Annotated in this window: 12 protein-coding genes; 10 read left to right on the top strand and 2 right to left on the bottom strand. The window is 64.3% G+C overall.

Annotation, left to right across the window (positions count from 1 at the left end):
- Both ACN0S5_RS17670 and ACN0S5_RS17665 read left to right on the top strand, forming a co-directional pair.
- The coding region (locus tag ACN0S5_RS17670) for a transketolase family protein (RefSeq protein ID WP_417210061.1) at positions 1-645 on the top strand (645 nt) is incomplete at its 5' end.
- Between the two features lie 116 nt (positions 646-761).
- On the top strand, positions 762-1,514 hold the full coding sequence (locus tag ACN0S5_RS17665) for an SDR family NAD(P)-dependent oxidoreductase (protein ID WP_417210060.1): 753 nt from the start codon (positions 762-764) through the stop codon (positions 1,512-1,514).
- Positions 1,515-1,598: 84 nt separating this feature from the next.
- On the opposite strand, the gene ACN0S5_RS17660 is transcribed toward ACN0S5_RS17665, so the two are convergent.
- Together ACN0S5_RS17660 and ACN0S5_RS17655 are read right to left on the bottom strand one after the other, a co-directional pair.
- Positions 1,599-2,444: a fumarylacetoacetate hydrolase family protein gene (locus tag ACN0S5_RS17660; RefSeq protein ID WP_417210059.1), complete on the bottom strand. Its 846-nt coding sequence runs from the start codon at positions 2,442-2,444 to the stop codon at positions 1,599-1,601.
- 48 nt (positions 2,445-2,492) lie between these two features.
- Positions 2,493-3,164 (bottom strand): GntR family transcriptional regulator, encoded by a 672-nt coding sequence (locus ACN0S5_RS17655; RefSeq protein WP_417210058.1) that lies wholly within the window; start codon positions 3,162-3,164, stop codon positions 2,493-2,495.
- Between the two features lie 204 nt (positions 3,165-3,368).
- On the opposite strand from ACN0S5_RS17655, the gene ACN0S5_RS17650 reads away from it, so the two are divergent.
- The 8 genes from ACN0S5_RS17650 (at position 3,369) to ACN0S5_RS17615 (ending at position 12,477) form a co-directional block, all read left to right on the top strand.
- Complete coding sequence (locus tag ACN0S5_RS17650; protein ID WP_417210057.1) at positions 3,369-4,379, top strand: TRAP transporter substrate-binding protein; 1,011 nt, start codon at positions 3,369-3,371, stop codon at positions 4,377-4,379.
- Between the two features lie 134 nt (positions 4,380-4,513).
- On the top strand, positions 4,514-5,329 hold the full coding sequence (locus ACN0S5_RS17645; RefSeq protein WP_417210056.1) for a TRAP transporter small permease subunit: 816 nt from the start codon (positions 4,514-4,516) through the stop codon (positions 5,327-5,329).
- Entirely contained in the window at positions 5,329-6,924 is a 1,596-nt protein-coding gene (locus ACN0S5_RS17640) for a TRAP transporter large permease (protein WP_417210055.1), read from the top strand. The genes ACN0S5_RS17645 and ACN0S5_RS17640 overlap by 1 nt, the downstream gene beginning before the upstream one ends.
- A 180-nt stretch (positions 6,925-7,104) precedes the next feature.
- A complete protein-coding gene (locus ACN0S5_RS17635) occupies positions 7,105-8,058 on the top strand; it encodes a phytanoyl-CoA dioxygenase family protein (RefSeq protein ID WP_417210054.1) in 954 nt (317 codons plus the stop codon).
- 64 nt (positions 8,059-8,122) lie between these two features.
- Positions 8,123-9,616 carry a UxaA family hydrolase gene (locus tag ACN0S5_RS17630; protein ID WP_417210053.1) on the top strand — a complete coding sequence of 498 codons (1,494 nt, stop codon included), beginning with the start codon at positions 8,123-8,125 and terminating at the stop codon, positions 9,614-9,616.
- Positions 9,592-10,686 (top strand): Gfo/Idh/MocA family protein, encoded by a 1,095-nt coding sequence (locus ACN0S5_RS17625; protein ID WP_417210052.1) that lies wholly within the window; start codon positions 9,592-9,594, stop codon positions 10,684-10,686. Before ACN0S5_RS17630 ends, ACN0S5_RS17625 begins: the two co-directional genes overlap by 25 nt.
- Entirely contained in the window at positions 10,683-11,405 is a 723-nt protein-coding gene (locus ACN0S5_RS17620; RefSeq protein WP_417210051.1) for an SDR family oxidoreductase, read from the top strand. The genes ACN0S5_RS17625 and ACN0S5_RS17620 overlap by 4 nt, the downstream gene beginning before the upstream one ends.
- 160 nt (positions 11,406-11,565) lie before the next feature.
- Entirely contained in the window at positions 11,566-12,477 is a 912-nt protein-coding gene (locus ACN0S5_RS17615; RefSeq protein WP_417210050.1) for a DMT family transporter, read from the top strand.
- Positions 12,478-12,496: the final 19 nt, after the last annotated feature.

The raw sequence follows: 12,496 nt of genomic DNA, 5'->3' as shown, positions 1-12,496 counted from the left end.
AACCTGCCGGTCAAGATCGTCTGCGCCCTGCCCGGCCTGACCACCGGCTACGGCCCCAGCCATCAGGCGACCGAGGACCTCGCCATCTTTCGCGGCATGCCCAACCTGACCATCGTGGATCCCTGCGATGCGACAGAGATCACGCAGGCCACCCATGCCATCGCCGACCACCCCGGCCCGGTCTACATGCGCCTCCTGCGCGGGCAGGTGCCGGATGTGCTGGGCGAATACGGCTACACGTTCAAACTGGGCAAGGCACAGGTAATCCACGGCGGCAGCGACGTGCTCTTCATCTCCACCGGTTTCATGACCATGCGCGCGCTGGACGCCGCCCGCGCGCTGAAGGCCGACGGCACCGATTGCGCCGTCCTGCACGTGCCGACGATCAAACCGCTGGACACCCAAACCATCCGCGCCGAAGCCGCCAAGACCGGCCGCCTTGTGGTCACGCTGGAAAACCACACCATCGTCGGCGGGCTGGGTGAGGCGGTGGCCGCAGACCTCATGCGCGCCGGCATCCACCCGGCCTTCGACAGCATCGCCCTGCCGGATGAATTCCTCGACGCGGGCGCCCTGCCCACGCTGCACGATCAATACGGGCTCTCGGTCAAGGCCATCACGGAGCGCGTGAAATCCCGGCTCTGACCCGCGCTTCTTCTGTCCAGAAATATCCCGGGGGAGTCGCCCAAAGGCGGCGGGGGCCATGCTGAAAGCATGCCTCTGGCATGATGCCCCCTCCCCGGCCAACCACAGGAAAAACGATGCTTCTGAAACACAAGACCGCTCTGATCACCGGTGCCGCCAGCGCGCGCGGCCTTGGCAAGGCGACTGCCAAACTCTTTGCCGAAAACGGCGCGCGCATCGCCATTCTGGACCTGAATGCCGAGGCCGCCCGCGCCGCCGCCGCCGATCTGCCGGGCGAAGGCCACATCGGCCTGCCCTGCGACGTCACCAGCAAGCCGCAATGCGAGGCCGCCGCTCAATCCGCCATCGAGGCCTTTGGTCAGGTCGATATCCTCGTCAACAATGCCGGGATCACCCAGCCGCTGAAACTGATGCAGATCGAACCGCAGAACTACGATGCGGTGACAGACGTCAACCTGCGCGGCACGCTCTACATGTCTCAGGCGCTGATCCCGCACATGCGCGACCGCAAGACCGGCAGCATCGTCAATATCTCGTCCGTCTCCGCCCAGCGTGGCGGCGGCATCTTTGGCGGTCCGCACTATTCGGCGGCCAAGGCGGGCATCCTTGGCCTGACCAAGGCCATGGCGCGCGAACTGGCCCCCGATGGCATCCGCGCCAATGCGGTCTGTCCGGGCTTCATCGCCACCGATATCACCGAGGGTAAGCTGACCGACGAGATGATGGCACAGATCCTCGCCGGCATCCCCATGGGCCGCGCGGGCGCGGCCAGCGACGTGGCGGGGTGCTGCCTGTTCCTTGCCTCGAACCTCTCGGCCTATGTCACCGGGTCAGAGGTCGACGTGAACGGCGGGTCGCTGATCCACTGACCAAAACGCAAGCGGCGGACCTATGGCCCGCCGCGCAGTTTCAAGGGTGAGACGAATTTTCGACGAAAATTCGCCCCGCCTGACTTACGATGCCGCCACGGTCGTCTGGCGCTGCTCGCCCAGCCCCTCGACCCGCACCACCATCTCGTCACCCGGTTTCAGAAAGCGCTGCGGTTTCATGCCCATGCCAACGCCCGAGGGCGTGCCGGTGGCGATGATGTCGCCCGGTTGCAGCATCATGAATTGCGACATGTAGCTGATGATCTCGGCCACGGTAAAGATCATGTCCGAGGTATCGCTGTCCTGCACGGTCTCGCCGTTCAGGTCCAGGCTCACCTTCAGGTTCTGCGGGTCGGCAACCTCGTCCGCCGTCACCAGCCACGGACCGGTCGGGCCAAAGGTCGGGGCCGATTTGCCCTTGATCCACTGGCCGCCCTTCTCGATCTGGAACTCGCGCTCGGACACATCATTGATGACGCAATAGCCCGCCACGTAGGACAGCGCGTCCGCCTCAGAGACGTAAGAGGCGGTCTTGCCGATCACCACGCCCAGTTCGACCTCCCAGTCGCCTTTGACCGAATTGCGCGGGATCACCACCGGATCATAGGGGCCGGACAGGGCAGAGCTGGCCTTGGAAAACAGGATCGGTTCCTTGGGCGGCTCCGCCCCGGTCTCGGCCGCGTGTTTGGCATAGTTCAGACCGATGCAGAAAAAGTTCGGCACCGAGGCCACGCAGGACCCGATCCGGCCCGGATCGGCCACCACCGGCAGGCTGGCGGGGTCGATGGCGCGCAAGCGGTTCAGGGCCTCCAGCGACACGGAATCGCCTGCGAAATCCGTCACATGGGCCGACAGATCCCGCACCTGCCCGTCGCTGTCCAAGATGCCGGGCTTTTCGCTGCCCGCCGGGCCAAATCGCAATAGTTTCATCTCTGTCCCAATCCTTGTTTCTGGGGTCCGTGATTGTCCGTTCCGGGGTCACTCCACCGCCGGTGTGTACTCTGTGTCGTCGGCATCGAAAACATCGACGATATTGACCAGCAAATGGTCCAGATGCGCCTGCACATGGGCCTGCGCCGCGACGGCATCGCGGGCACGCAGGGCGGCCACGATATCCGCGTGCTGGCGCAGCACCCTGTCGCGGGACCGTTTGCGGCTGGCCGACAGATACCGCGCGCGCCACAGCCGCGCCAGCAGCGCCGCGTGGGTTTCGGCCAGAACCGGGTTGTTGGCCGCCTGCGCAATCGCCCGGTGAAAGCTCATGTCGACCTCGAACAGGTCCAGCCGGTCAAACGTGTCATAGTCGCGTTCCATGCGGTCCGCCACTTCGGCGATCTCGTCGATCTCCACATCGCTGGCGCGCTGGCAGGCCAACCGCACCGACAGCACCTCAAGCGCGGCCATCACCTCGATGTTGTTGGCGACTTCCTCAAAGCTTGGCTTGGCGACGATGGGCGATCTTGCCGGGCGCAACTGCACCAGGCCCTCTTTCGCCAGCATCCGAATCGCCTCTCGCATGGGTGTCCGGCTCACCCCGAGTTCCGCCGCGTGGTCGCGTTCCTTGACCGGTGTCCCGGGGGGCAGCAGCCCGCGCAGAATGTCCCTGCGGAGCCGAGTCGCGATCTGTTCCGGCAGCGTACCTTCTCCCATGGCGCAGCCCACCTCCCTGATTCCGCACCCTTTTTGCGCCTGCCAAGGCACCCTTGCATGAAGAATATTTGGTATACCAAATTTCCTTGCCTGTCGATAAGGCTTTGGTTAGCGTGGCGTTACCGGATGGTATACCATCCCGAGCAGGGGCGTCGCCCCGGAAGTCAAAACAGGCGGGGGGGAGCCCGCCGCAGGGAGGAATATATGAAGAATCTTCTGACGACGGCCGCTGCCGTTGCCATTGCCGCGTCCGCGGCATCCGCGCAGGACGTCACCCTTCGCATCCAGACACACTACGCGACAGAACACCCCTCGGGCATTCTCGCGGCCCAGTTCGCCGACGATGTCGAGGTCATGTCGGGCGGCACAATCGACGTCGAGATGTTCTACAGCTCGTCCGTCGTCGCCACCACCGAGACATTCGACGCCGCCATCAACGGCATCCTCGATTGCGACATGACCGGCGGCGCGTACCAGACCGGCAAGAACCCCGCGTTCCAGTTCGTCGGCGACATCATGGGCGGGTACGACACCCCCTGGCAGCAGCTCAGCTGGCTCTACTACGGCGGCGGCTACGAGGCCGCGCAAGAGCTTTACAACGCCGAGAACATGCAGCTTGTGGGCTGGTGGCTCTACGGTCAGGAATCGCTGTCCTCGTCCAAGCCGCTCGCCGGTCCCGAAGACCTCAAAGGCTGGAAATTCCGGTCGCCTCCGGGTCTGGAAACCGAGATCTTCGAGGAAATGGGCGCACAGCCCATCGTGATGGACTTCACCGAGATCTTTACCGCGCTTGAAACCGGCATCATCGACGGCGCAGACGCCTCGGGCCTGAACAACAACGTCGGTCTGGGCCTCTACGATCTCGTCAACCACGCGACCTACCCCGGCTTCCACTCGATGCCGTCGGACCACCTTGCGTGTAACCTCGATGTCTGGAACGGCCTGAGCGATCAGCATCGCCGCATCCTCGACACCGCGATGCAGAAACTGTCGCTGCACACCGCCCTGTCGAACGAAAAGAAGAACGCCGAAGCCGCCGCCATGCTGACGGCCAAGGGTGTGACTCTGCACGACTGGTCGGCCAAGGACCGTGCCGACTTCCGCAAGGCGGCTCAGGTGGCCTGGGATCGCTGGGCCGAGAAAACCCCGGAGGCCGCAGCACTTGTCGCAAGCCACCGCGGTTATCTGGGCCAGCTTGGCCTGATCGCCGACTGATCGCCTGACCTGACGGACGTGTGACAAAGCGGCGGACTCTGCTCGGGGTCCGCCGCATCGCGTCTCCGCAGCGCGCCGGATCGACGATCCGGCCGTCATCAGGACACCAGGAAATGAAAGCAGGGAGGTTGGGCATGAATTCCGAAAGCGTGTGGCTGGGGCCACTCAGAGCACCAGTTAGATGGGCCATGATCGTCTTTTCGGCGTTGGCAGTGGCGACTTACGCATGGCTGATCCTCAGCCTTTTCATCAAGGCCGAACCGCTCGGCATGCATGACATGATCCGTCCACAGGGGCGTTTCCTTGTCATTCTGATGATGACCACACTCACGCTTGCGCTGATCTTCGGCGCGATTTTCACCTCTGACATACGCGGCAGCATCGAGGTCGAACGCACCGGACCTTTCGACATCATCAGTCTGGTGATGGGGCGGCTGGCGATGTTGGGGATCACCTTTATCGTTATCGTGATGTCCTATGAGGTGGTCGCCCGCTACGTCTTTAGCGGCGGCACGCTCTGGGCCAACGAACTGTCGCTGTGGATTGCCGCCATCGTCTTTCTGTTTGCCGGCCTCTACGCGATGCAGCAGCGCAGCCATATCCGCATCTATGTAATCTATGACATGATGCCCCGCTGGATGCAGAAACTCTCGGACGTGATTTCCGTGTCGCTGATCTGGGTCTTTGCCTTCTGCCTTGTCTGGGGCGGCTACGCGGACGCGAAACGCCGCCTGCTGCGCCTCGAAGGCTATGGCTCTGCGTGGGATCCGCCGATCCCCGGCACCGTCAAGACCGCCGTTCTGGTGATTGTCATTCTGGTTGCGCTTCAGGCACTGTCGAACCTGATCGCCGACTGGAACAAGGCCCCCGAACACCACAACCCCGCCGATGAGATCGACGAGACAGAGATCGAGAACATCCGCAAAACCCTGGAAGTGGACAAGAACTGATGGTCGACATCGGCACACTCTCCCTTATCGTTCTCCTGCTGATGTTCGTGCTTCTGGCCATCGGTATGCCGCTGGGCTTTGCCTCGGCCTTTCTGGCCGTTGTCACGCTGGTGCTGAAATTCGACGTCGACATCCTGTTCCGCAGTTTCGGGCAGGGGCCGTTCAACGTGCTGGGTCAGGCGGTCTATCGACAGATGGTCAACTACGTCCTGATATCGGTGCCGCTCTTTATCTTTATGGCGGCGCTGCTGGAACGGTCGGGCATCGCGCGCGACATGTATTCGTCGCTGAACGTCTGGCTGTCGCGCACCCGTGGCGGCATCGCCATCGTGACCTCGATCATGGCCGTCATCATGGCCGCCATGTCCGGGATCATCGGCGGTGAGGTGGTCCTGCTGGGCCTGATCGCCCTGCCCCAGATGCTGCGGCTGGGCTATAATCAGAACCTTGCCATCGGCACCATCTGCGCGTCGGGCAGCCTTGGCACCATGATCCCGCCGTCGATCGTGCTGATCTTCTACGGGCTGGTGACAGAGACCTCGATCAAGGCGCTGTTCACCGCGTCCTTCCTGCCCGGCTTCATGCTGGCGACCTTCTTTATCGTCTACATCATCGTGCGCACCCAGCTTGATCCCGATCAGGCCCCCCTGCCGCCGCAGGAACCGGGCGCGCCCGAAGGCAATGAGAAACGCCTGATGTTCGTTGGCTTCGTGTCGCGCTTTGGCATGTGGATCACCGGGGTGCTGACGCTGCGGGCGCTGTTCTTCACCGTGACCGGCAACAACGTGATCACCGAAGGCGTCGATCCGATCTTTCTTGGCATGGTCGCGGATATCCCGTGGCTGATCGGCACCTTCGTGCTGTTCGGCGTGATCATGTATTTCATCGTAGGGATGGAACGCACCGCCAAGGGCTGGGAGATGGGTCAGGGCCTGATTGCCCCCATCGTCGTCATCGGCGTGGTGCTCGGGTCGATCTACGGCGGCATCACCGGCATCACAGAGGCGGCTGGCATGGGTGTGGTGGCGGTCTTCACCATCAGCCTGATCCGACGCGAGATGACCTTTGAGATCGTCTGGGACGCGCTATTGCGGACGCTGAAATCCACCGGCACGATCATCTGGGTCACCATCGGCGCGGCGGCCCTTGCGGCGGCCTATACGCTGGCGGGCGGGCCAACCTATGTGGCCAACCTGATTGTCGGCGCGGACATGCCCACCATGGGGATCATCCTGATCATGATGCTGGTTTTCCTGATCATGGGGATGTTCATGGACTGGGTCGGCATCGTGCTGCTGATCATGCCGGTGTTCCTGCCCATCGTGGTGCGCCTCCCGGCAGAGGAAATCGGGTTCCTGGGCAGCGTGGATGCGCGTTTTGTCCCGATCTGGTTCGGTGTGGTGTTCTGTATGAACATGCAGGTCAGTTTCCTGTCGCCGCCCTTTGGTCCTGCGGCCTTCTACCTCAAATCGGTGGCGCCGCCGCATATCTCGCTGACAGATATCTTCCGCGGCTTCCTGCCCTTCATCGCGCTGCAACTGCTGGCGTTGACGGTGCTGCTGGTCTGGCCGCCCATCGTCACGATCTTCCTGTGACGTCTTGATCCTTGGCCGGACCGGGGTCTGCCCCGGTCCGGCCTGCCACCCACCACCCGCCGGGTATTGCACCGGCGGTTTCCGCGACAAGCGGTCAGGCGCAGCGCGCGCCCGCCCCGCAACGACGACTGCATACGACCCAGACAAGCCCCCCACGGGTTCCTCAAGGGAGATGAGTCCATGCCCCTCATGCTGACCCCGGACCAGATCGAGTTTTTCAACACCCAAGGGTACCTCGTCGTCGACGATGTGCTGGACACCGCCACGCTGGGCGCGGTCAAATCGGAATACGCCGACCTGCTCGACAGCCTTTATGCGGGCTGGCAGGCCGAGGGCCGCGTGCCCGCCGACGCCACCGGCCTCGATTTCTGGCAAAAGCTGCTGATCTCCTACAAGGCGGGCTGCGACTGGTTCCAGCCGATGGATATCTCGCTGCCCGGCGGCGAGATCGCCGCCGACACGCCGTTCCACTTTGGCCCCGCCGTCTTTGACATGCTGACCACCCCGCGCCTGCTGGACATGGTCGAGGATCTCATCGGGGCCGAGCTGACCTCGAACCCGATCCAGCACGTCCGCCTGAAACCGCCCGCCGTGACGCTGCATTCGGATGAATTGCGCGCCCATGTCACCGCCACCGACTGGCATCAGGACCGCGCCGTCGCCCATGAGACGGGTGACAAGACGCAGATGGTCACCGTCTGGCTCGCGATCTCCGACGCCACCGTCGAAAACGGCTGCTTGCAGGTGGTGCCCGGCAAACCGCAGATGTACCCGCATTGCCCGCAGAAACAGACCGCCATCGCGCCCGGCTGTCTGGATGAGACAAAGGCCCTGCCCCTGCCCGTCAAGGCCGGCGGCGCGGTGCTGTTCCACCCGCTCACACCGCACGCCTCGCTCGCCAACCGCTCCGATCGGTTCCGGTGGAGCTTCGACATCCGCTTCAACGTCACCGGCCAGCCCACGGGCCGCGCGCATTTCCCCGCGTTCATCGCCCGCTCGCGCAGCGCCCCCGACAGTGAACTGCGCGACTGGCGCCTCTGGCAGGCGATGTGGCACGACACCCGCGCCCGCCTGTCCGGCCAGCCGCATATCCCGATCCACCGCTGGAGCGCCGACAGCCCGGTCTGCGCCTGACCGCGACACGATTTTTCGACGAAAAATCGCCTCACCGACCCGATCAAGCCCGTAAAGGAAACCCATGACCACCGTTCGTCTGTCCGACGCCGACAATGTCGTCACCGCCGTCCTGCCTCTCGAAATCGGACAGGAGGGCGCCACGCAACTGATCCCGCGCGGGCACAAGCTGGCCACGCAGGACATCGCCAAAGGCGCGCCGGTGATCAAATACGCCCAAGTCATCGGCTACGCGGCAGAGGACATCGCCGCAGGGGCCCATGTCCACACTCACAACCTCGAATTCCGCAACGTCGACACCGCCTATGAGTTCGGCACCAACCTGCGCCCGGTGCCCCCCGCCACCACCAAAGACACCTTCAAAGGCTACCGCCGCGACACCGGCCGCACCGGCACCCGCAACTACATCGCCGTCCTAACGAGCGTGAACTGCTCGGCCACCGCCGCGCGCAAGATCGCCGCCCATTTCACCGAAGACAAACTGGCCGACTACCCCAACGTCGACGGCGTGGTCGCCTTTGTCCACGGCACCGGCTGCGGCATGGCCGGTCAGGGGTCCGAAGGGTTCGAGGCGCTGCAAAGGGTCATGTGGGGCTATGCCCGCAACCCCAATGTCGGCGGCGTGCTGATGGCGGGCCTTGGCTGTGAGATGAACCAGATCGACTGGCTGGTCGAGGCCTATGGCCTCAAACCCGGCCCGCTGTTCCAGTCGATGAACATTCAGGACGTCGGCGGCCTGCGCAAATCCATCGAACTGGGCATCGCCAAGATCGAAAAGATGCTGCCCGTGGTGAATGAGGCCACGCGCACCGACTGCCCCGCCTCTGACCTCATGGTGGCCCTGCAATGCGGCGGCTCTGACGCGTGGTCCGGGATCACCGCCAACCCCGCCGTGGGCTACGCCTGTGACCTGCTGGTCGCCCAGGGCGGCACCGGCGTGCTGGCCGAGACACCGGAAATCTACGGTGCCGAACACCTGCTGACCGCCCGCGCCGTCGACCGCGCCACCGGCGAAAAACTCATCGACCTGATCCGCTGGTGGGAAGATTACACCGCCCGCAACAAGGGCAGCATGGACAACAATCCCTCCCCCGGCAACAAGAAGGGCGGGCTGACCACCATCCTCGAAAAATCGCTGGGCGCGGCGGCCAAGGGCGGCACCACACCGCTCACCGGCGTCTACAAATACGCCGAGCCGGTAACGGCCAAGGGCTTTACCTTCATGGACAGCCCCGGCTACGACCCGGCCAGCGTCACCGGCCAGATCGCCTCGGGCTGCAACCTTGTCTGCTTCACAACCGGGCGCGGATCGGCCTTTGGCGCAAAACCCAGCCCCTCGATGAAGGTGGCCACCAACACCCAGATGTACACCCGCATGACAGAGGACATGGACATCAACGCCGGCAGTATCCTCACAGATGGCCGCAGCGTCGAAGAGGTGGGCCGCGAGATCTATGAAATGTGGTTGCGCATGGCCTCTGGCGAGCAATCGAAATCAGAGGCGCAGGGCCTTGGCGATTACGAATTTGTACCATGGCAGATCGGGGCGGTGATGTGATGGCCGCCCCCCTGCCCCTCTGCGTGATCGGTGCAGGCAGCATCGGGCGACGCCATATTGAGGTCGCCACCCTGTCCCCCGCCATCCACCTGACGGCGGTGGTCGAACCGCAGGCCGACACCCGCGCAAAGCTGGCGCAACAGGGCCTGCCCATGGTCGCCTCGCTGGAAGAGGTGCCAAAGGAAACCCGCGCCTGCGTCATCGCCACGCCGACGCCGGATCATATGCCCTCGACCCTTGCCGCGCTGTCGTGTGGCTGGGCGGTGCTGGTGGAAAAACCCTTTGCCGAAACGCTCGACAATGCCCGCACCATGATGCAGGCCGCCGACACCGCCGGTCTGCCGCTGATCGTCGGGCACCACCGCCGCTGTCATCCCTATGCGATGGCCATGCGCGACGCCCTGCCCGCCATCGGTCCGCTTGTGGGCCTTCAGGGCTTTTGGTCGGTGCGCAAACACGACACCTACTACGATGTGCCGTGGCGCCGCCTGCCCGGCGCGGGGCCTCTGGCCAGCAACCTCAGCCATGAGATCGACCTGCTGGGCTTTATGACCGGCATCCCGACAGAGGTGACGGCGCTGACCTCTTCCGCCACCCGCGGGCTGGTGATCGAGGATACAACTGCACTGGCCTTCCGGTTTGAGAACGGCGCTCTGGGGTCTTTCCTGATGTCCGACGCCGGGGCCTCGCCCTGGTCGTTTGAGGCGACCTCGGGAGAAAACCCCGAGATTGCCGGATCGGATCAGGATTACCTGCGCTTCACCGGCACCCTTGGCGCGCTGGCCTTTCCGTCGCTGACCCTCTGGGGCGCGTCAGGTCCGGGTGAGGTCGAATGGTCCAAACCCTTGACGCGCACCCCCGGCCCGCATTTCGACAAGATCGACCCGATCCGCGCCCAGATCGACCGCTTTGCCGCCCTTCTGGACGGTGGAACAGATGACGTTCTGTGCCGCCCCGAAAACGGATTCGCCGCGCTGGAAATGACACTGGCCACGGCCCTGTCCGGCCAGACCCACCGCCCCGTCAAACGCGGCGAGGTGCCGGGCGACTTCACAGGAGTTCTGACATGAGACTACAGGGCAAACGCGCCTTTATCACCGCCGCCGGTCAGGGCATTGGCCGCGCCATCGCCGAAGGCTACGCCCGCGAGGGCGCGGATGTGACCGCCACCGACCTGAACCCCGACCTGCTGGAGGGGCTTCAAGGCACCAGTTTTGCGCTGGACGTGACCGACAAAGCCGCGCTCACCCGCGCGATAGAGGCGGCAGCCCCGGATATTCTGGTGAACTGCGCCGGGTTTGTGCACGCGGGCGCGCTGCTCGACGCGACAGACGACGATTTTGACTTTGCCATGACGCTGAATGTCCGCTCGCAATTCCACGCGATGCAGGCGGCGCTGCCGGGCATGATTTCACGCGGCGGCGGGTCGATCGTCAATATCGCCAGCATCGCGGGCAGCATCGTCGCCGCACCCAACCGCTGTATCTACGGCGCGTCCAAGGCGGCGGTGATCGGCCTGACCAAATCCGTGGCGCTGGATTATGTGACCAAGGGCATCCGGGTGAACTGCATCTGCCCCGGCACCGTCGACAGCCCCTCGCTGCATGACCGGCTGCGCGCCATGGGCGACTACGAGGCCGCGTTACAGGCCTTCAACGCGCGTCAGCCCATGGGCCGCATCGGCACGCCGCAGGAAATCGCCCATCTGGCGATCTACCTTGGCTCGGACGGGGCCGCCTTTACCACCGGACAGGCGCATGTGATCGACGGCGGCTGGGCCACCGGCTGAGGCACCCGCGCCGGGCGGCGGCGACAGGCCTCCGCCGCGGGCGCAAGTCCTAACACTTCGTAAAATCGTCTCTGTAACCCATTGATTTTACATATCCCGAAACCTGTCCACACGTGGACACCCCATTGACGCCCCTACACGAACGGCCCAAAACCCCCTCATGTCCGAAGCAAAACCCCGCGAAGACCGCACCGCCTCCGGCGTGCTGATGATGATGCTGGCCGTGGTCGGCTTCACCTGTATCGACAGCGCCGCGAAATGGCTGATCCTCGCGGGCCTGCCCGCCCTTCAGGTGGTCTTTGCCCGCTACGCCGGGCATTTCATCGTCGCCGTGGCGCTCTACGGCTCGCAAGAGGGCCGGGCGGCCTTCGTCTCCAACGCCCCCGTCCGCCAGCTCCTGCGCAGCTTTTTCCTGCTCGGCAGCACGGTGTGCAATTTCACCGCGCTGAAATACCTGCCGATCACCGTGACCACGACCATCATGTTCGCGGGGCCCATCGTCGTCACCCTGCTGGCCATCCCGATCCTCGGCGAAAAGGTCGGCCTGCGCCGGATCGCGGCGGTCTGCGTCGGCTTTCTCGGGGTGATCGTTGTGATGCAGCCATGGGGCGTCTCGTTCCACCCCGCGATGTTCCTGTCGCTCGCCGCGCTGACCATGGCGGCCTTCTACTTCATCATGACGCGGCTGCTGGCCGGGATCGAAGGCAACGCCACACAACAGATCTGGTCCAGCGGCGTCGCCATGCTTGCGCTGCTGCCCTTTGTTCTGGGCGGCTGGGTCTGGCCGCAGGGCAGCACATGGATCGCCTTTATCGTGATCGGCATCTTCGGCGCGGGTGGCCATATCGCCGCCGTGACCGCCCACCGCTGGGCCGACGCCTCGATCCTCGCGCCGGTGATCTATATCCAGATCTTCCTCGCCGCGCTGGCGGGCATCCTTCTGTTCGACACATGGCCGACCGTCTGGACGCTGGGCGGCGGCGCGATCATCATCGCTTCCGGCCTGTATATCTGGCAACGAGAGCGCAAGATCCGGGGCCGCGTCCGCCGCCCCGTTCCCAGCACCCGCTGATCATCATGGGGTGACACGA

It is taken from the genome of Antarctobacter sp. (assembly GCF_048262615.1).
Classification (GTDB): Bacteria; Pseudomonadota; Alphaproteobacteria; order Rhodobacterales; family Rhodobacteraceae; genus Antarctobacter.
The sequence above is the reverse complement of the archived record's forward strand: the minus strand, read 5'-3'. Positions and strand labels throughout refer to the sequence as shown.

Coding starts and splice junctions, on each gene's coding strand:
- ACN0S5_RS17665 (WP_417210060.1), top strand. CDS start 762: ATGCTTCTGAAACACAAGACCGCTCTGATCACCGGTGCCGCCAGCGCG.
- ACN0S5_RS17660 (WP_417210059.1), bottom strand. CDS start 2,444: ATGAAACTATTGCGATTTGGCCCGGCGGGCAGCGAAAAGCCCGGCATC.
- ACN0S5_RS17655 (WP_417210058.1), bottom strand. CDS start 3,164: ATGGGAGAAGGTACGCTGCCGGAACAGATCGCGACTCGGCTCCGCAGG.
- ACN0S5_RS17650 (WP_417210057.1), top strand. CDS start 3,369: ATGAAGAATCTTCTGACGACGGCCGCTGCCGTTGCCATTGCCGCGTCC.
- ACN0S5_RS17645 (WP_417210056.1), top strand. CDS start 4,514: ATGAATTCCGAAAGCGTGTGGCTGGGGCCACTCAGAGCACCAGTTAGA.
- ACN0S5_RS17640 (WP_417210055.1), top strand. CDS start 5,329: ATGGTCGACATCGGCACACTCTCCCTTATCGTTCTCCTGCTGATGTTC.
- ACN0S5_RS17635 (WP_417210054.1), top strand. CDS start 7,105: ATGCCCCTCATGCTGACCCCGGACCAGATCGAGTTTTTCAACACCCAA.
- ACN0S5_RS17630 (WP_417210053.1), top strand. CDS start 8,123: ATGACCACCGTTCGTCTGTCCGACGCCGACAATGTCGTCACCGCCGTC.
- ACN0S5_RS17625 (WP_417210052.1), top strand. CDS start 9,592: ATGGCAGATCGGGGCGGTGATGTGATGGCCGCCCCCCTGCCCCTCTGC.
- ACN0S5_RS17620 (WP_417210051.1), top strand. CDS start 10,683: ATGAGACTACAGGGCAAACGCGCCTTTATCACCGCCGCCGGTCAGGGC.
- ACN0S5_RS17615 (WP_417210050.1), top strand. CDS start 11,566: ATGTCCGAAGCAAAACCCCGCGAAGACCGCACCGCCTCCGGCGTGCTG.